The following is an 18,536-nucleotide window of genomic DNA, read 5'->3' as shown; positions in this document are numbered from 1 at the left end:
GGTGTTTTTTTTTTTGGGGGGGGGGGGGGGGGGGGGGGGGGGGGGGGGGGGGGGGGGGGGGGGGGGGGGGCGTGCCGGGTCGGGGGTTCCCCCCCGCACCCGGAACGTGCGGGTTACTCGATGGCGGCCGCGATGTCCGCGGTCATCTTCTGCCACAGCTGAACGGGGTCACCCTGGTTGCTGATGATCGCGGCCTCGGTCACGCCCCAGAACTGCCAGACCTTGCCCATCTGCGGGATGTTGGGCATCGGCACGGCGGTGGCGCCGACGGCACCGAAACCGGCGGTGATCGGGTCGGAGCTGGCGGCCTCGAACGCGGCGATCAGTGCCGGCGGGCGGCCGCCGACCTCATAGAGCGCGGTCTGCACGTCTTCGCTGCCGATGTAGTTCACCAGGAACTCGTTCGCGGCGATGGCGTTCTTGGTCTTGGCGCTCACCATGAAACCCGCGACACCCACGAAAGGCTGAGCGGCCTGGCCGCCGGCAGACGGCACGGCGTCGACGGACACGTCGATGCCGGCAGCCACGGCGTCCGGCACGTTCCACGGTCCGGTGAGGAGGAACGGTGAGGCGCCGGCGTAGAACTTCTCCTTGGCGATGTCGCCGGTGAGGTTCACGCTCATGCGGCCTGCGGCACCCTCGGCGGCGAGCCACGTGGCGAAGGCCTCTCCGCCGGCGTTGCCGACGGTGAGGTCCTCGGGGTTGTAGCTGCCGTCGGCGTTGGTGCCGAAGACCGGGGCGCCGAAAGAGGTCTGGAACGGGTACAGGTGGTACGGGTCGGCTTCGGGGCCGATCTGCACGAGGTACGGGAACTCGGTGCCGGCGGCGATGCCGGCGGCGGTCATGTCGTCGAAGGTGGCCGGGGCGGTCGCCGCGAGCGCGGTGTTGCGCAGCAGGGCGATGTTCTCGATCGAGTACGGCACGCCGTAGGTCTTGCCCTCATAACTCATGGCGGTGACGGCGACCTGCTGGTAGTCGGCCGCGGTGTCACCGAGCTCGACGGGCTGGACCACGCCGTTGCTCACGAAGTTGCCGAGCCAGTCGTGCGCCGCGACGGTGATGTCCGGACCCTTGCCGGTGGGCACCTGGGCGATGAACTCTTCCTGGATCTTCGCGAAGTCCTTCTGGACCAGCTTCACCTTGACGCCGGACTCCTTGGTGAAGGCCGCAGCAGCGTCCTTCAGCACGGCGGCGCGGTCGGCGTCCACCCACACGGTCAGTGTGCTGGAATCGGCATCCGACGTGCTGCCGCCGGATTCGGATCCTGCCGAGCATCCGGCCAGGGCCAGGGATGCGGCGACGGCTAACGCGCCGGCGGCGCGCAGGCCATTCTTCTTCACCATCATTGGTGTGCCTTTCATAATCAACATTGACGTTTAGTGCAAGCGGTTACATGTATACCTGCCATTTCGGCGAATGGCAACCCCGGAGTCTGGTTATCCGGAGATAACCGGCACCATTTGCCCGGCAGATTTGTGGAAGCGCTTGCAGTCACCCGAAAATGCCGTAGTCTGTCCGTCATGACAGGCACAGAGTGGTGGCGTACAGCCGTTATTTATCAGATCTACCCACGGTCGTTCGCTGACGCGAACGGCGACGGCATGGGCGACCTCGCGGGCATCCAGTCGCGGTTGCCGCAGCTGGCCGAGCTGGGGGTGGATGCCATCTGGTTGTCGCCCTTCTACCGGTCGCCCCAGCGTGACGCCGGCTACGACGTCTCCGACTACTGCGACGTCGACCCGCTGTTCGGCACCCTCGCCGACTACGACTCCATGCAGGCGGCCGCACACGCCCTCGGCATCCGGGTGATCGTGGACATCGTGCCGAACCACTCCTCCAGCGACCACCCCTGGTTCCAGGCCGCGTTGGCCGCCGGTCCCGGCAGCGAGGAGCGCGGGCACTACATCTTCCGCGACGGACTGGGCGAGAACGGCGAACTGCCCCCGAACAATTGGGAGTCCGTGTTCGGCGGCAACGCCTGGACCCGCACCGTCGATCCCGACGGGACCCCTGGCCAGTGGTACCTGCACCTCTTCGACACCACCCAGCCCGACTTCGACTGGGACAACGAGTGGGTGCGCGCCGAATTCCGCGACGTGCTCCGGTTCTGGCTCGACCGCGGCGTCGACGGCTTCCGGGTGGACGTCGCCCACGGCATGATCAAGGCCAAGGGCCTGCCCGACTACACGCCTCCCGCGGACGGCGGCAGCATGGGCGGCGCGACAACGGCGCTCGAACCCGGCGTCGTGGCTGAGCCCGTGGCCGGCGCCCCGTACTGGGCCCAAGACGGTGTGCACGACATCTACCGCGACTGGCGGCTCGTGCTCGACGAGTACGAAGGCGACCGCATCCTGGCCGCCGAGGCCTGGGTCGACCCGCTGGAGCGGGTGGCCCAGTGGGTGCGCTCTGACGAGATGCACCAGGCGTTCAACTTCGCCTACCTGGAGACCCCGTGGCACGCCGAGCCGCTGCGCCGCGTGATCGACGACTCCCTCGCCGCGTTCAGCGCCGTGGGCGCCCCGAGTACCTGGGTGCTCTCCAACCACGACGTGGTGCGCCACGCCACCCGGTTGGCCCTCACGGCCGACAACCTCCAGGGCCACGGCATCGGCCCGAACACCGTCGGCCTGCCCGACACCGCCGACGGCCTTCGCCGGGCCCGCGCGGCCTCCGCGCTGATGCTCGCGCTGCCCGGTTCCAGCTACATCTACCAGGGTGAGGAACTCGGCCTGCCCGAGGTCGTCCACCTGCCGGACGCCTCCCGCGAGGACCCCACCTGGTTCCGCACCAACGGCGAACGCTACGGCCGCGACGGTTGCCGCGTGCCCATCCCGTGGGAGGCCGCCGAACCGTCGTACGGTTTCGGCCCGACCGCCGCCAGCTGGCTGCCGCAGCCGGCCGAATGGGCCGGTCTGGCCCGCGACGCCCAGCAGGGTGTGCCCGGCTCCACGCTGGAGCTGTACACCCTCGCACTGGCCCTCCGCCGGGAGCACGCCCTCGGCCTGGGCTCGGTGGACTGGCAGCCCTCCCCCGCCGCGGATGTGCTCGTATTCCGCAACGGGAATGTCACCGTGGTGGCCAACACCGGCGACCAGCCCGTGGAACTGCCGGCCGGTGAGGTGCTGCTGAGCAGCGAACCCCTCATCGGGCGCACCCTGCCCGGCGACACGACGGCCTGGCTGCGGGGCTGACACCCGCCCTGCGCCGCGCCCCTGCGCTGCACCCCTGCACCCCCTGCTCTCCCACCTCGCTCCCAGCGAGTCGGGCGCAGGGGGTGACAGACTCTAGGTGGCCCTAGCCTTCCGCGGGGCCATTTTCCAGCAAGGAGCATTCCGTGACCGACCAGGACGTCGATTGGCCGACCGACCTCCAGGCGATCCGCACCGAGCTCACCCGGTTCATGATGTCGTACAAGTTCGCGACCGACGAGATGATGACCAAGGTCAACATCCTCAAGGAAGAGTTCAGCGCCATCCACGACTACTCCCCGATCGAACACGTCAGCCATCGGCTGAAGTCGCCGGAGGGGATCCTCAAGAAGGCCAACCGCAAGGGCTACCCCCTCAATCTCGAGGGCATCCGTGAGAACATCCAGGACATCGCGGGTATCCGCATCACCTGCAGCTTCATCTCGGACACCTACCGGGTGCTGGAGATGCTGACCAGTCAGCGGGACATCACCGTGCTGCAGGTCAAGGACTACATCAAGAACCCCAAGCCGAACGGCTACAAGAGCCTGCACCTGATCGTGGCGATCCCGGTCTTCATGTCCGACCGGGTGCAGCCCGTCACGGTCGAGGTGCAGATCCGCACCGTCGCCATGGACTTCTGGGCCAGCCTGGAGCACAAGATCTTCTACAAGTACGACGGCGCGGTTCCGGCCGCGCTGGTCGGGGAACTCAAGCAGGCCGCCGACGTGGCCAACCGGCTCGACATCGACATGGAGCGTCTGCACGACCAGGTGGTGTCGCTGGGCGAGACCTCGGAGGCTGTGACGGCCCGTACCGCCCAGCAATCCCCGCATGGCGCAGACGGCCTGGCGCCGTTCCCGCTCCCCCGGTCGCTCCTCGAGGCCTTCCTCGACAAAGCCGTCTGACCCTGAGCTCGCGAGAGCGGCGTTCTGGTCGCTTCGGTGCCCCCGAAGCAGCCACACGAGCGCTTTCGCGGTACTCCTCACGCGAGGGCGGCACTACGCGGCCAGAGCCGCTCGGGCTCGGAAGGCCGGGCTAGTTGGTGTTGGCGTAGAGCCAGGCGAGGGGATCGACCTTGGTGCCCTTGAGCCCGCCGATGCGGATCTCGAAGTGCAGGTGCGGGCCCGTTGACATTCCGGTGGATCCGACCTGGCCGATGACCTGGCCGACCTTCACGACGTCTCCGGTCTTCAGGAGCATCGAACCGTGGATCATGTGCGCGTAGACGCTGGAGACCAGTTCGCCGTCGATCATGTGGTCGATGACCATGTGCACGCCGAGGCTGGCCTCGCCGTCTTCGGTGTAGCTGACCACACCGTCGGCGATCGCCTGGATGGGCGCACCGAGTCCGGGGTTGAAGTCCTGGCCGCCGTGGTTGACCGAGCAGCCCGCGCAGTTGCGGTAGCCGAACTGGTCGCCCACGTGCACGCCGACCGCAAACGGCCACTGGATGGTGCCGTTCGGGTTGTTGCTGAAGCTGTCTTCCATGCGGATGCCGCTCGCGGCCGCGACCTCGGCGATGGACTGCGACTGGTAGCTGTCCTGCTCCACCGTGATGGTGTCGGCGCCGTTGGCCAGGTTGATGACCTGGGCCGGCTCGTTGCCGTTCGTGGGCTTCTTGGCCTCGAGGGCCGCCGCCTGCACGTCACTCGAAGACAGCAGCGCATCGGCGGGAACAGAGGTGGCGACGGCCATCAGGGCGACGAGGGACATCGCAATGATCGAGCCGCCCTTGGTAGCAAGCACGCGCATGCGGTGGTGGCCGGAGCGGGTCGATGCCGAACCGCGCTTCGCGGAGGCCGGCAGCGCCCGGGTGCGCGGCACGAAGTCGGGCAGCGTGCGCTCGGGCTCGGCAGGCTCCGTGGGGGCCGCTGAGGCTGCTGCCGGCGCGGCGGCGGGCGTTGGCTCGTCGCTGGCCTGTTCGGCGCGCAGCTGGGCTCGCAGGGCCGCGCGGGACGGCAGGATGATGGTGGTGGTCGTGGTGTTCGGCGAGACGTCGGTCGGAATCTGCTCGTAGGCCGGCTCGGCGGGCAGGGCCAGGTCGCGTTCCTTGATGACGACGGCCTCGAGGTGGGGTTCGGCCAGCTCGGCACCGACCAGGCGGTGCGCCTCGGGCGACAGCTCAGCTGCACGCTCGGATTCTTCGTCTGCGACGACAACAAAGTCGGGGGTTTCGCGATCGACGGTCTCGGCTACCGGCGACCCCTCAGCGGGGAGCGTCGCACGGCGCTCGAGCTCGCGCTGCTCGCGACGGGTGAGCGCGCGCGGCGGCGCGACGGTTTCACCGGTCGGTTCGTTCGAATTGTGCCAGCCGAGCTCGCTCTGTGAGGGGTCACTGGAGTCGGGTGCGGAGGCATCCGACAACGGGGCGTGACGTGACAAAGGGAGGGTACTTTCGGCGCGATTTACAGGACTAATGGCTCGTGGTGTGACCCGAGCCAAAGTAACGAATAGATAAAGGCTAGCTTGCGAGGCGCGAAATCGCCATTTGATGTTGTCGAATCACACCCGAAAACGGGGTACTCCCCACCCTGTGGAGGATGCGCGGGAGCAGCTCGGCGTGATAGCGAATCCGGCGTCTGGCCCGGCATGTCGCGGTGAAAGTACCGGCGACGGGCCCCCGATTGCTAAATGTCGTCATCCGCCATAAATTGCTCGAAAAGTTTCGCGAGCAAAGGCTCGGCGGCGGCGTAAAGGTCGGGAGCGGCGGCGATGAGAAGGCTGAGGCCTTCACGGTCGTCGCCGAACGCGCCCACCTTGGCCCCGGCCTCGGCGGCGACCAGAGCGCCGGCGGCGTGGTCCCAGGGGTGCAGTCCGCGTTCGTAATAGAGGTCGAGCCGGCCGGCGGCGACCGAGCACAGGTCCAGCGACGCGGCGCCCATCCTCCGCACGTCGCGCACCCGGTGGATGAGCCCGTGCAGAACCTGCGCCTGACGGGTGCGGCGCGCAGAGTCATAGGAGAATCCGGTGCCGAACATGGCCAGCGACAGCGGCACCCCGCCGGGCACCTGCAGGCGTCGCCCGTTCAGCTCGGCGCCGCCGCCGGCCCGCGCCGAGAAGAGTTCGTCGATGGCCGGGTTTCGCACGGCTCCGGCCAAGGCGCTCCAGGTGGCCGGGTCGGCGTCGCCCTCCACCACGGCGATGCTCACGGCGTAGAACGGGATGCCGTAGAGGTAATTGACGGTGCCGTCGATGGGGTCGACCACCCAGGTGAGACCTGAGGTGCCCGTGGTGGCGGTGGACTCCTCGCCGTAGAAGCCGTCGTTCGGCCGCGCATCCGCGAGCAGGCCGCGGATGAGCGCCTCGGTCTCCCGATCCGCGAGAGTCACCACGTCTTCGGGAGACGACTTCGACGCCGCGATCTCCACCCCCTCCGCGCGCCGGCGCCTGGCCAGCTCTCCGGCCGTCACGGCGGTCTGCCGGGCGAGGGTGAGCAGTTCGGTCGAGGTGGGAGTGGTCATCCGCCCACGGTACGCCAGGGCGCCGACCGGCGTCAGGTCCGAAGAGGCGACAGGAGGGTTAACGAGAGAAACGCGCCGGAGTCCGGCGCGTTTCTGCTGGTGCTGGTGATGCGGTACTGCCCCATTCTTGCTGTGGCGAGTGCGAGATTCGAACTCACGAAGGCTACGCCGTCTGATTTACAGTCAGATCCCTTTGGCCGCTTGGGTAACTCGCCAGTGCATACCCGGCCATATGTAGCCACGTGACCGGAGACGCTCAGACAGAATACAAGCCGAAGGGCCCAAGTGCGAAATCAGCCCCGGCGGCCGGTGCCCAAACCGGTGGATATGATCACTGCGTACCCCTTCTTGCACGCCGGTAAGGAACCCGAATGGTCGGCATCGATGAGGTCGCCCGCCGCGCGGGCGTCTCCACAGCCACGGTTTCGCGCGCCCTGAGCGGCAACGGCCACGTGTCGCCCGCGACCAGGCTCAAGGTCAAGGCCGCGGCGCTCGAGCTGGGCTATGTGGTGTCTTCGAACGCGTCCAGCCTGGCCTCGGGGCGCATGAAGAATATCGGCGTCGTTGTGCCGTTCCTCAACCGCTGGTTCTTCTCCAGCGTCGTCGAGGGCGCGCAGAAGGAGCTGTTGCACAACGGCTACGACCTCACCCTGTACAACCTCACCGGCGGCGGCGACGAACGCCGCAGCGTCTTTGAGCACTTCCTGCTGCGCCAGCGGGTGGATGCCGTGATCGCGATCTCCCTCGAACTCACCGAGAGCGAGGTGGCCAGGCTGCACGCCCTGGGCAAGCCCCTGGTCGGCGTCGGCGGTCCCATCGAGGGCGTGCGCACCCTCACCATCGACGACGTTGCCGTGGCCAGGCTCGCCACCGAGCACCTGCTGGCCCTCGGCCACACCCGCATTGCCCACATCGGCGGCAACAAGGACTTCGACCTCGACTTCCACCTGCCCACCAACCGGCGTTTCGGCTACGAGGCCGCCCTGGAGGCCGCGGGCATCGGCCAGGCTCCCGAGCTGTTCCAACCGGCCGACTTCACCATCCGCGGCGGTTACCAGGCCGCCAAGCAACTGTTGGGCAGCCCGCACGACCGCCCGACAGCGATCTTCGCCGCGTCCGACGAAATGGCGATCGGCAGCATCCTGGCCGCCCGCGACCTGGGCCTGGTCGTGCCCCGTGACGTCTCGGTGATCGGCATCGACGACCACGAGCTGGCCGATTTCTTCGGCCTGAGCACCATCGCGCAGTTCCCGCAGGGCCAGGGGGCCAAGGCCGTGGAGATCCTGATGGATCAGCTGCACCCAGGCCAGCACGACCAGGCGGCGTTGAACACCCCGATGCCCTTCGAGCTCATCGTGCGCTCGAGCACGGCGCGCCCCGGCGACTGACGCCGGGGAACTTGCCGATGGGCGGCATCCCGCCCTTCTCGGTAACATGGCTGACATGGCAGATTCAACGTTCGACATCGTCAGCAAGGTCGACCCCATGGAGATCGACAACGCGCTCAACCAGGCTCACAAAGAGGTGGTTCAGCGCTACGACTTCAAGAACGTCGGGGCGTCCATCGAGATGAGCGGCGAGAAGGTGCTCATGAAGGCCAATACCGAGGAACGCGTCAAGGCGATCCTCGAGGTGTTCGAGTCGAAACTGATCAAGCGCGGCATCTCGCTGCGCAGCCTCGACGCCGGCGAACCGTACGCCTCGGGCAAGGAGTACCGCATCGAGGCCAGCATGAAGGCCGGCATCGACCAGGAGAACGCCAAGAAGATCAACAAGATCATCCGCGACGAGGGCCCCAAGGGCGTCAAGAGCCAGATCCAGGGCGACGAGCTCCGCGTCTCCTCGAAGAGCCGCGACGATCTGCAGTCCACCATGGCCCTGCTCAAGGGCAAGGACCTCGACGTGGCCCTGCAGTTCGTCAACTTCCGCTGACCGACGGCCGGAGTCAGGGCGCGTATGCGCTCAGCCAGCGGGTGAGGGCGGCGTAGGCCACCTCCCGCGGGGCGGTGGCGGAGAGAACCACGTCGTGCAGCGCCCCCTCGATGCGGGCGACGGTCACCGTGGATCCGAGCCGCACGGCGGCCCTGGCGATGTCGTCGACCACCAGCACGCTGTCGGTGTGGCGCATCTGGTCGCTCCACCGCGGCAGGATCGTCGACCGCGCCGACAGCAAGGTGAGAATGGGCACGTCGATGCCCAGCCCGGCCGCCACGGCGGCGTGGCCCTCGATCACGGCGTTCAGCCAGGCCCGGTGCGCCGGGAAGCCGCGCGCCGGACGCCAGCGCGGCTCGTAGGACCATTCACCGCCGAAGTCGGCCGAGACCGAACGGCTGTAGAAGCCCAGGTCCACCTGCGGCAGGGTGCCCAGCGGCTGCACGCGGGCGCCCAGCTGCACCAAAGGTGTGAGGAAGGCCCTCCCGACGCCGCCGGTCTGAAACTCCAGCCAGGGGCTGTTCAGCACCAGGGCCTGCGCCCGGCCCGGGTGCCTGGCCGCCCACAGGCTCAGGGTGAGGCCGCCGGTGGAGTGGCCCATCAGCACCAGACGCCTCCGTGACGGCCGTTCGGCGTCTTCGCCGTGGCCCATCGCGGTGAGGGCCGCTTCAATATCGGCGTCGTAGGTCGCCAGGTCGGCCACGTAGCCGGGCGTCTGATGCTCGCGCAGGCTGCGGCCGTACTTACGCAGGTCGAGGGCGTAGAACCGGGCGCCCAGGCCGTGCCAGCGCTCGGCGAGGCCGGTCTGAAAGAAGTAGTCCGACCATCCGTGCAGGTAGAGCACGTCGGTGCCGTGCGCCGGGGCGAACGGTGAGACCAGGTCGGTCAGCGGCGGCCGGAAGCGCACCAGCGTGGCGACGACATCGCCTTCACCGTCGCTGCCGAGTGGCAGCGTGGCCTGCTGGAAGCGCTCCCCCAGCAGGTCCTCGCGCCAGTCAAGCTCCCCCATGGTCCCCCCTGGACGTTCAGAGTTCGGCGGGAACCTGGGGGCGCGAAATGGCCACCATCTCGTGCCGGGGAACGACCTTGACCCGCACACGGCCGTTCTCGGCGCCGAGCGCCAGCTCGTGCTGGTCGAGCAGGTGCCAGCCGTCCAGGTTGGTGTACAACACTCCGCGTTCGTCGAGCAGGTCGAGGATGCTGTCTTCAGCGGGCGATTCGGGGCGCCACCAGTTGCCCACGTCGTTGATCAGGTGCCGCACGGTCTCCATGGCATCGGACTTGGTGTGCCCGATCAGGCCCACCGGTCCGCGCTTGATCCAGCCGGTGGCGTAGACACCGTACATCTGCTGGCTGGCGGTGCTGGACTCGAATCCCGGTTCGCCCTTCCAGAGAACCTGGCCCTCACGGTTGGGGATCACGCCGCGCTTCTTGTCGAACGGAATGCCCGGCAGCGCGGAGCCGTAGTAACCGACAGCCCGGTAGATGGCCTGGATCGGCACCTCGCGGATCTCGCCGGTACCCACGACGCCGCCGTGGCCATCCGGTGCGGTGCGTTCGTACCTGAAGCCGCCGACATGGCCGTTGCCGTCGTCGGTGACCTCCACCGGGCGGGCGAAGAAGTGCAGGTGCAGGCGCCGAGAGGCCGTGCCGGTCTCGCGCTTCCGCCACTGGTTGAGCACCTTGTCGATCACGAAGACCTGCTTGTTGCTCGCCACCGCGGCGCGGGCGGCATCGTCGTAGTCGAAGTCCTCGTCGTGCACGATGATGTCCACGTCGTTGAGTTCGCCGAGCTCCCGCAGTTCCAGCGGCGTGAACTTGACCGAGGTGGGGCCACGGCGTCCGAACACATGCACATCGGTCACCGGGGAGGCCTTGAGGCCCTCGTAGACGTTGGCGGGGATCTCGGTGGGCAGCAGGTCGTCGGCGTGCTTGGCGAGCATCCGGGACACGTCGAGGGCGACGTTGCCGTTGCCGATCACGGCCACGGACGCAGCCTCGAGCGGCCAGGTGCGGGGCACGTCGGGGTGGCCGTCGAACCAGCTCACGAAGCGGGCGGCGCCGTAGGAGCCCTCCAGCTCGATGCCCGGAATGGCCAGGTCGGCGTCGTGCACGGCGCCGGTGGCGAAGATCACGGCGTTGTAGTGCTTCTTCAGGTCGTCCAGGGTGATGTCGGTGCCGAAGCGCACGTTGCCGAACAGGCGGATGTCGCCGCGGTCGAGAACATCGCGGAGCGCGTTGATGATGCCCTTGATGCGGGGGTGGTCCGGCGCGACGCCGTAACGGACCAGACCGTACGGGGCCGGCAGGTGGTCGAAAAGGTCGATCGAAACATCGAAGTTCCGCTCCGCCTTCAGGAGGATGTCTGCGGCGTAGATGCCGGCGGGGCCCGCACCGACTATGGCCAATCGCAACTTGGTCATGGAAGCCTTTCTAGCTGGATCGCTCGACGATGGTCTCGGCGAAGCGGGTGAGCGCCTTCTTGACCGAGCCTTGCGGCAGGGGCTCGAGGGCGTCGACGGCATCACGGGCCCAACCGTGGGCCTCCGCGAGGGTCTGGGTGGTCACGTCGTGTTCGCGAAGCGCCGCGATGGCGGAGTCGGCGGCCTCGGTGGCCACACCGTTGCTGTTCATCACATCGGCCTCGAGGCGGGCGGCGAGATCCGCGGCGCGCGCATCCGTGGCGGCCCGCTCACGCAGGCGCAGCAGCGGCAGGGTGGCGACACCGGCGCGCAGGTCGGTGCCGGGCACCTTGCCGGTCTCCTCGGGCTGGGGCGACAGGTCGAGCACATCGTCGATGATCTGGAAGGCGACACCGATCCGCTCGCCGAACAGCACGACGGGATCCTCGAACTCGGTGGGCGCGTTGGAGAAAATGATGCCGGCCTGGGCGGCGGCGGCGATCAGTGAGCCGGTCTTGTCGGCGAGCACCTGGATGTAGTGCTCGACGGGGTCCTCGCCCTCCTTGGGCCCCACCGTTTCGTGCAGCTGGCCGAGGACCAGGCGCTCGAAGGTGTCGCCCTGCAGGCGCACCGCGCGTTCGCCGAGCCGGCCCATCAGCTGGTTGGCGCGGGAGAAGAGCAGGTCGCCGGCGAGGATGGCGATGGAGTTGCCCCAGACCACCTGGGCGCTGGGCACGCCGCGGCGCTTCTCGGCGTCGTCCATGACGTCGTCGTGGTACAGCGAGGCGAGGTGGGTGATCTCGATCGCGGCGGCGGCCCTGATGACATCGGGGACGGTGCCGTCGCCGAGGTGCGAGGTGAGCAGGGCGAGCATCGGGCGCACCCGCTTGCCGCCGGCGTCGAGCAGGTACCGGCTGGTGACAGCGGCGATCTCGTCGGCGAAAACGAGTTCGCCGAGCAGGGTCGTCGTCACCTCTTCCAGGCCGGTGTCGATGCTGGCAGCGAGCCCGCGGTCGGCGGAGGTGGAGAAGATTCGATCGCTCAGGCCCAGCTGCGACGTTACCGACGGGCTCCGGCGGGCCACGGGGGCGGTCAATTTCACTCTGTCAGCCTAACGATCGGATCTGGGAGTTTCAGGAAGTTGGAACGGGGGCACCAGCGGTCTTGATTCCACGGTGCAGAGCCACGATACCGACAGTGAGGTTGCGGTACGCGACGGCATCGTATCCAGCGTCGCGCAACCAGGCACTCAGGGTGGGCTGGTTCGGCCAGGCGGCGATGGATTCGCCCAGGTAGTCGTAGGCCTCGGCGTTGGACGAGGCCAGCTTCACGATGCGCGGCATCACGTGGTTGAGGTAAGCGAAGTAGCCCAGCCGGATCGGCGTGAACGGCGGAGTGGAGAACTCGCAGATGACCACGCGGCCGCCGGGCTTGGTCACCCGGTAGAACTCGGCGATGGCCTTCTTGGGCTCCACCACGTTGCGCAGGCCGAACGAGATGGTCACGGCGTCGAACTCGCCGTCCTTGAAGGGCAGCTTGGTGGCATCCGCCTGCACGAACTCGACGTTCGGGTTGTCGCCGTGGCGTTCGCGGCCGACCTTGATCATGCCCTCGGAGAAGTCGGCGGCCACGACGTGGGCGCCGGTGTGCGCGAGCGCGACACTGGAGGTTCCGGTGCCGGCGGCGATGTCGAGGATCCGCTCGCCCCGCTTCGGGTTGACGGCCTTCGTGGTGGCGACGCGCCACAGTGAGGCGTTGCCCACCGACAACAGCGCATTGGTGCGGTCATAGTGGGTCGAGACCAAATCGAACATGGCGGCGACCTGCGCGGGCTGCTTATTAAGATCTGCTCTACTCACCGGTCCAGTCTAGATTGCGGCGCGCGGCCCGGCTATCCGCGGGCGCGGGCGTAGGCTAGACAAGTGAATGCGCCAGCTCTAACGGTTGAGACCTCCCCGATTGCCGACATTCGCCAGCTGATCCTGCTCCTGGATGAGCGTCAGCCGCTGCTGTGGATGCGCCGCAACCAGGGCCTCGCCGGCATCGGCACGGCCCTGCGCCTCGAGTTCTCCGGGCCCACCCGCATGACGGATGCCGCCGCCGCCTGGCGGGACGTCGTCGCGGCCGCCACGGTGACCGACCCGCTGACGCGCACCGGCACCGGGCTGCTGGCCTTCGGTACCTTCGCCTTCGACGACTCGTCCAACCAGACCAGCGTGCTGATCGTGCCCGAGGTGATCGTGGGCCGCGAGGACGGCCAGTGCTGGGTCACCCGCATCTGGCCCACGGGCCAGACCGCCCCCCAGATCCCGCTGACGATGCACGCCCTCGGCGACGAATACCGCATCTCGCTGCTGCCCGGCGCGCTCAAGCCGGCCGGCTACCGGGACGCCGTCACCGCCGCGGTGGCGCACATCGGCGCCCAGGACCTCAGCAAGGTGGTGCTCGCGCGCGACCTCGTCGGCCGGCTGCCCGCGGAGTCCGACCTGCGCCGTCTGTTGAGCGAACTGGCCCTGGGCTACCCGGACTGCTGGACCTACGCCGTCGACGGCCTGGTCGGCTCCAGCCCGGAGACCCTCATCCGCGCCGACCACAACGAGGTGAACGCCCGAGTGCTCGCCGGCACCATTTCCCGCGGGGCGGATGCCGCGGCCGACCTCGAGGCCGCCCTCGCGCTGGCGACGTCGAGCAAGGACGGCGACGAACACGAATTCGCCGTGCAGAGTGTGCTCGCCGCGCTCCGCCCGCACACCTCGGTGCTCACCACGAGCGAGATCCCGTTCACGGTGAAGCTGCCCAACCTCTGGCATCTGGCCACCGACGTCGAGGGCACCCTGAGCGACGGATCCACCTCCCTGGACCTGATCGCGGCGATGCACCCGACCGCGGCGGTGGCCGGCACCCCCACGCAAGACGCGCTGGCGCTCATCCGCGAACTGGAGCCCTTCGACCGCGGCCGCTACGCCGGTCCGGTGGGCTGGGTGGGCGCGGACGGCGACGGCGAGTGGGCCATCGCGCTGCGCTGCGCGCAGGTGACCCCCACCGGCGACGTCACCGCGTATGCCGGCTGCGGCATCGTGCTGGACTCGGACCCCGACCGCGAGCTGGCCGAGACGAAGATGAAGTTCCGCCCGATGGTCGAGGCCTTCGGCTAACAGCCCGCCCGGCCCCGCCCGCCCCGGTCGCACGCCAGGGCAGCCGGCGCCACGCCCGCGGTCGCGGTCGCGCGACGCTCGGGTTCCGTCCCGGCGCCCCTACTGTTCCCGAAGCGGACATGTGCGTCCGGCGCACCGGGCCCAAATGTCCGCTTCAGAAACAGTTGGCGGATGCTCAGCGCGGGCGCCCGCGCACGCGGGCCTACCCGGGCAGGTTGTTGGCCTGGGTCACGATGAGGACAACCACGATCACGTCGACCACGATATTGGTCAGCACCGCGAGGATCGAGAGGATCAGAGCGGTCAGGCCGAGTTCGGGGCGGTTGGAGCGCCGTTTGGCCAGCAGGCCGAGGATCACCCCGGCGGCACCGAGGATCAGGCCGAGCACGGGCAGCCAGCCGCCGAGGAACGCGACGATGCCGACGATCATGGCGGACAGGGCGAGCGGGTCGGCCTTGACCCTGGCCGGCGGAGAGGCGGCGGGTGCTGATGATGCGGTTCTACCGGGCATGACGCGCTCCTTGGCCGTTCCCGCGGGAGTCGCACGGAACGAGAGCAACGGTACCAAACACCCGCCGCCCGACCTGCCCGCGACTGTTACCGCTTCGGACATATGCACCTGGTGCGCCGGGTGCAATTGTCCGCACCGGCAACAGTTGGGCAAGACCCGGCGGTCAGCGGGCCAGGGGGACTTCGAGCAGCATCGGGCGGGCCGCCGGGGCGGTCAGGGCGCTCTCCAGGGCGCTGCGGGTGGCCGCCTGCGCGTAGTCCCAGCCGTAGGCAGCGGCGAGGGCCTCGAGGTTCACCTGCTGGGGAGTGAAGAGCACCCTGTCGATGGCTGATGGAGCGGCCGTGGCCGCCACCTCGAGGCCGTCGAAGATGGTGCCGCCGCCGTCGTTGCCCACAATCACCTGCAGCCGCGGCCGCACCTCTCCGGGCGGGATCAGCAGGGAGCCGGCGTCGTGCAGCAGGGTGACGTCGCCGACGAGCAGCCGAGTGGTGCCCGTCGAGAGCGGATGCGCGCCCGCCTGGCTGGCCAGCGCGATACCCAGCGCCGTGGCGATGGTGCCGTCGATGCCGGCCAGACCGCGGTTGGCGTGTACGGGAATCTTCTTGCCGGTCACCCGGGCGTCCAGCTCCCGGATCAGCCGCGAGGCGCCGAGCACCAGGCGGTCGTGCGGCCAGGAGGCCCGCCAGACGGCATCGGCGAGGATCGCCCGGGTGACCGGCGCCTTCATCGCGGCGAACTCGGCTTTTGTCATGCCGTGGGCGCCGAAGGCCGGAGCGTCGAGCTGGGTGTCCTGGGCCAGGATGCCGCGGCTCGCCATCACCCAGCGGCCCGCCCAGGCCCTGGCCTCGCGGGTGCTCGCGACCGCGATGGCCTCGTCGGTGGCGGCGACGGCACGCACGAACCGGGCCACTCGGTGCCCGGGGTTGTACCACTCGGCGCCGGTCGGGGCCACGACGATGGTCTCCACGTTCTCCCGCAGCACCAGCGCCGGAACCTCCCGGCTCAGGGTGGGGTGGCCGAACACGATCACGCGCTGCACCTGGCCGCCGAAGTCGGGCTCTCCAAGCAGGTCGCGGTAGGCCACGACAAGGTTGGGGCCGAACCTGGAGCCGCTGGACACCTCGGCGATCAGCGGCCAGCCGGCGGTGCGGGCGAGTTGCTCGGCGGCGGGCCCGGCGCCCGCGCCGGCGACGACCACGGTGCGGGGCCCGGGTGACAACGGCAACGATGGTGCGGCGTCGACGATGGCGGCCGCCGCATCCGCCCGCCCGGGCCGTGACCCGTCGGGGGCGCCGGCGACGAGCTCGACAGCGGCCGACAGCGGTTCACGGAACGCCAGGTTGAGGTGCACAGGTCCAGGGTTGAGCGTCTGGCTGCCCGTCGCCGCCTCGTAGGCGAGCCGGGCCAGTGCGTGTGCGGCCTCGGGTTCCCCCGTGGACCCGTCGGGCGCGGCGACGTCTTCGCAGAGGCGCACGGCCCCGGCGAAGATGCCCGGCTGCACGGTGGTCTGGTTCGAGCGGATGCCCCGCAGCTCGGCCGGCCGGTCGGCCGTGAGCAGGATCATCGGCACGTTGGAGTGGTGGGCCTCGAGCACGGCCGGGTGCAGGTTGGCCACCGCGGTGCCGGAGGTGCAGGCCACGAGGGCGGGCTGCCCGCTCTCGATGGCGAGTCCGAGCGCGATGAACCCCGCGCCGCGCTCGTCGATGCGCACGTGCAGCCGGAGCAGGCCGAGACGCTCGAATTCCGTGGCGGCCAAGGCCAGCGCCTGCGACCGTGAGCCCGGGCTCAGCACGATGTCGCGCACGCCGAGGTGCACGAATTCGGTGAGCAACGCCACGCTGAAGTCGGTGGCGGGGCTGCCGCTGGGGGCGACCTGGCGCACGGCGGCCAGGTCAGGCGGTGTGATCGATCCGGTGTCCGCGGAGGTTTCAGGCATCCCGTCGGCCCGGCTGGTCGCCCTCACCGGGTTCGGTCTTCTTGGGGTCGAATCCGGCGGTGCCGGGGCGGGACGGCGAATCGTCGGCCGGCGGGTCCATCTTGTCGAAGTCGGCCAGTTCCTGCTCGAGATCGCGGATGCGCTGGTCCTGGTCTTTCACGCGGTCCAGGCCGCGCAGGAAGTCGGGGTCGTCGTCCGGAGCCATCGACCGGGTGACCCGGCCGCCCGCGGCGGCGGCGGCGCTGCGGCGGCCGCGACCGATCAGCAGCCACAGGACTGGGCCGATCACGGGCAGCAGGATGATCACCAGGATCCACGCCCACCGAGGTATTCCACGAATACGATTGCGGTCGAACACCGCACAATCCACCGCCGCATAGACGGTGAGAATGACGACGACGACTCCGAGGCCGAACAACAGGCGGAACATGCTGCCAATTGTAGGCCGGTCAGCCGAGAGATCGGTGAGTACTCTCAGCGGCACGGTTTAAGCTGCAGGTATGAAAGCTGTTCCAGCGTGGTTGGTGTTCACCGTGCTCCGGGTCCTCACGTTCACCGTGCCCTTCGTGATCCTGCTGCTGCTGGGCATCGAGGGTTGGTTGGCGGCACTGCTTGCGGCGGTCATCGGCCTCTGCCTGTCCTACATCTTCCTACGCGCCCCGCGCGACACCGTGGCCCGCGGCCTCTACGAGGTGCGGCACCGCGAGAAGGAGCCCGTGCACCCGGACGCCGACTCTGAAGACGCCGCGGTGGACCGTGCCGAGGCCGGCCGCAGCACCGACCCGAGCTGACTCATCCCTAGGCCGGCCGCCCGGGCGGCGCCGGCAGGCCGGGCGCTACAGCGCGAAGGCCAGACCCAGCAGGATGCCGTAGAGCAGCGCCGCCATGCTGGTGAGCTTGAGCGCCAGGATCAGTTCCTTCGCCGTCTTCGCCGTGGCCACGATCAGGCAGGCCGGCAGTGCCAACAGCAACACGAAGAAGGTGAGCCAGGCCAGCGGGTAGAACAGCGCGAAGAATCCCGCGATGGCGAACGGCACGAGCAGGAAGACGCAGAACACCACCCGGGACGCGCGGGCGCCGATCCAGACGGCGAGGGTGCGCTTGCCTGCAACCTTGTCCGGCTTGATGTCGCGGAGGTTGTTCACCATCAGCACCGCGCAGGCGATCAGGCCGATGCCCACGGCGCTCAGCCAGCTCTCCAGGTTGACGGTGCCCACCTGCACGTAGGTGGTGCCGACGGTGGCGACCAGGCCGAAGAAGACGAACACGAAGAGCTCGCCCAGACCCAGGTAGCCGTACGGCTTCTTGCCGCCGGTGTAGAACCAGGCCGCCACGATGGCCAGGGCACCCACGGCGAGCAGCCACCAGAACTGGCTCACGATCACGAGCACCAGGCCTGCGACGGCGGCGATGCCGAAGAACGCCAACGCCACGGTGAGCACGGTGCGGGGTTTCGCGGCTCCCCCGCCGGTGAGGCGGGCCGGGCCGACCCGGTGATTGTCGGTGCCGCGGATGCCGTCGGAATAGTCGTTCGCGTAGTTCACGCCGATCTGCAGGCTGACCGCCACCACCAGGGCGAGCAGCGCGCGCACCCAGTGGAACTCGCCGGCGCCGCCGGCCACGACGGCCGCTCCGGTTCCCAGTGCCACCGGCGCGACGGCCAGCGGCAGGGTGCGCAGGCGCGCGCCGGAAATCCAGTCACCGACACCGGCCGGTCCGGTGCGGGCGGGTCCGGTCAATGAACCGTTCTTCCGGGCCGGGTTGCCCGATCTTGCCGGGTTCTTGCGCCCGGCGTGCGCCGTGTTCGCGGCACCGTTCTGGCCGGTCTGACGGGATTTCTGTTGTTTCGGCTCGTTCGGCCGCGCTCCATGTGCCACGACCTCATGCTACTGGCCGCATCCGGGTGACCGCCGAGCTGCCCGGCATCCGGTGCCCCGGCCGACCGGAC

At 69.0% G+C, this 18,536-nt stretch carries 17 protein-coding genes and 1 tRNA gene; 6 read left to right on the top strand and 12 right to left on the bottom strand.

What is annotated here, in order from left to right; all coding sequences use genetic code 11:
- Positions 1-113: 113 nt before the first annotated feature.
- Complete coding sequence (locus tag ACEN2M_RS17820; protein ID WP_441649478.1) at positions 114-1,346, bottom strand: sugar ABC transporter substrate-binding protein; 1,233 nt, start codon at positions 1,344-1,346, stop codon at positions 114-116.
- 174 nt (positions 1,347-1,520) lie between these two features.
- Between ACEN2M_RS17820 and ACEN2M_RS17815 the strand changes: the two genes are divergently transcribed.
- Complete coding sequence (locus ACEN2M_RS17815) at positions 1,521-3,191, top strand: glycoside hydrolase family 13 protein (RefSeq protein ID WP_441649477.1); 1,671 nt, start codon at positions 1,521-1,523, stop codon at positions 3,189-3,191.
- Positions 3,192-3,334: 143 nt separating this feature from the next.
- Positions 3,335-4,096 carry a GTP pyrophosphokinase gene (locus ACEN2M_RS17810; RefSeq protein WP_441649476.1) on the top strand — a complete coding sequence of 254 codons (762 nt, stop codon included), beginning with the start codon at positions 3,335-3,337 and terminating at the stop codon, positions 4,094-4,096.
- A gap of 130 nt (positions 4,097-4,226) precedes the next feature.
- On the opposite strand, the gene ACEN2M_RS17805 is transcribed toward ACEN2M_RS17810, so the two are convergent.
- The 3 genes from ACEN2M_RS17805 to ACEN2M_RS17795 all read right to left on the bottom strand — a co-directional run bounded on the left by ACEN2M_RS17805 (position 4,227) and on the right by ACEN2M_RS17795 (position 6,867).
- Positions 4,227-5,573, bottom strand: coding sequence for a M23 family metallopeptidase (locus ACEN2M_RS17805; RefSeq protein ID WP_441649475.1), 1,347 nt, complete (start codon positions 5,571-5,573; stop codon positions 4,227-4,229).
- Between the two features lie 245 nt (positions 5,574-5,818).
- Positions 5,819-6,652, bottom strand: coding sequence for an inositol monophosphatase family protein (locus ACEN2M_RS17800; RefSeq protein ID WP_441649474.1), 834 nt, complete (start codon positions 6,650-6,652; stop codon positions 5,819-5,821).
- A gap of 133 nt (positions 6,653-6,785) precedes the next feature.
- A tRNA-Tyr gene (locus ACEN2M_RS17795) sits at positions 6,786-6,867 on the bottom strand.
- A 156-nt stretch (positions 6,868-7,023) separates the two neighbouring features.
- Between ACEN2M_RS17795 and ACEN2M_RS17790 the strand changes: the two genes are divergently transcribed.
- Positions 7,024-8,040 (top strand): LacI family DNA-binding transcriptional regulator, encoded by a 1,017-nt coding sequence (locus ACEN2M_RS17790; RefSeq protein WP_441649473.1) that lies wholly within the window; start codon positions 7,024-7,026, stop codon positions 8,038-8,040.
- Between the two features lie 55 nt (positions 8,041-8,095).
- Complete coding sequence (locus tag ACEN2M_RS17785; protein WP_441649472.1) at positions 8,096-8,584, top strand: YajQ family cyclic di-GMP-binding protein; 489 nt, start codon at positions 8,096-8,098, stop codon at positions 8,582-8,584.
- Between the two features lie 13 nt (positions 8,585-8,597).
- Here ACEN2M_RS17785 and ACEN2M_RS17780 read toward each other — a convergent pair whose 3' ends face one another.
- From ACEN2M_RS17780 to ACEN2M_RS17765, 4 genes are read right to left on the bottom strand one after another with little or no spacing between them, the layout of a single operon-like run.
- Positions 8,598-9,593, bottom strand: coding sequence for an alpha/beta hydrolase (locus ACEN2M_RS17780; RefSeq protein ID WP_441649471.1), 996 nt, complete (start codon positions 9,591-9,593; stop codon positions 8,598-8,600).
- A 16-nt stretch (positions 9,594-9,609) separates the two neighbouring features.
- Complete coding sequence (locus tag ACEN2M_RS17775) at positions 9,610-11,007, bottom strand: FAD-dependent oxidoreductase (protein ID WP_441649470.1); 1,398 nt, start codon at positions 11,005-11,007, stop codon at positions 9,610-9,612.
- 10 nt (positions 11,008-11,017) lie between these two features.
- A complete protein-coding gene (locus tag ACEN2M_RS17770) occupies positions 11,018-12,088 on the bottom strand; it encodes a polyprenyl synthetase family protein (RefSeq protein ID WP_441649469.1) in 1,071 nt (356 codons plus the stop codon).
- A 31-nt stretch (positions 12,089-12,119) separates the two neighbouring features.
- Positions 12,120-12,845 (bottom strand): class I SAM-dependent methyltransferase, encoded by a 726-nt coding sequence (locus tag ACEN2M_RS17765; protein WP_441649468.1) that lies wholly within the window; start codon positions 12,843-12,845, stop codon positions 12,120-12,122.
- A 63-nt stretch (positions 12,846-12,908) separates the two neighbouring features.
- Here ACEN2M_RS17765 and ACEN2M_RS17760 point away from each other — a divergent pair, with 63 nt between their 5' ends.
- A complete protein-coding gene (locus ACEN2M_RS17760; RefSeq protein WP_441649467.1) occupies positions 12,909-14,141 on the top strand; it encodes an isochorismate synthase in 1,233 nt (410 codons plus the stop codon).
- Between the two features lie 202 nt (positions 14,142-14,343).
- Here the strand turns inward: ACEN2M_RS17760 and ACEN2M_RS17755 are convergent, their stop codons facing one another.
- The 3 genes from ACEN2M_RS17755 to ACEN2M_RS17745 form a co-directional block, all read right to left on the bottom strand.
- Positions 14,344-14,652 (bottom strand): hypothetical protein, encoded by a 309-nt coding sequence (locus ACEN2M_RS17755; protein WP_441649466.1) that lies wholly within the window; start codon positions 14,650-14,652, stop codon positions 14,344-14,346.
- 163 nt (positions 14,653-14,815) lie between these two features.
- Positions 14,816-16,588: a 2-succinyl-5-enolpyruvyl-6-hydroxy-3-cyclohexene-1-carboxylic-acid synthase gene (gene menD, locus ACEN2M_RS17750; protein WP_441649465.1), complete on the bottom strand. Its 1,773-nt coding sequence runs from the start codon at positions 16,586-16,588 to the stop codon at positions 14,816-14,818.
- Positions 16,581-17,018, bottom strand: a complete 438-nt coding sequence (locus ACEN2M_RS17745) for a PLD nuclease N-terminal domain-containing protein (protein ID WP_441649464.1) — start codon at positions 17,016-17,018, stop codon at positions 16,581-16,583. The genes menD and ACEN2M_RS17745 overlap by 8 nt, the downstream gene beginning before the upstream one ends.
- A 70-nt stretch (positions 17,019-17,088) precedes the next feature.
- On the opposite strand from ACEN2M_RS17745, the gene ACEN2M_RS17740 reads away from it, so the two are divergent.
- The gene (locus ACEN2M_RS17740) at positions 17,089-17,379 is read left to right on the top strand and encodes a DUF4229 domain-containing protein (RefSeq protein WP_441649463.1); all 291 of its coding nucleotides are present in this window, start codon (positions 17,089-17,091) and stop codon (positions 17,377-17,379) included.
- Positions 17,380-17,424: 45 nt separating this feature from the next.
- On the opposite strand, the gene ACEN2M_RS17735 is transcribed toward ACEN2M_RS17740, so the two are convergent.
- Positions 17,425-18,327, bottom strand: a complete 903-nt coding sequence (locus tag ACEN2M_RS17735; protein ID WP_441649481.1) for a 1,4-dihydroxy-2-naphthoate polyprenyltransferase — start codon at positions 18,325-18,327, stop codon at positions 17,425-17,427.
- Between the last annotated feature and the right edge of the window lie 209 nt (positions 18,328-18,536).

The sequence above is a fragment of the Cryobacterium sp. W22_MBD10_FK3 genome (assembly GCF_052113745.1).
Classification (GTDB): domain Bacteria; phylum Actinomycetota; class Actinomycetes; order Actinomycetales; family Microbacteriaceae; genus Cryobacterium.
Note: the sequence above shows the minus strand (reverse complement) of the source record. Positions and strands in the feature narration are given on the sequence as shown.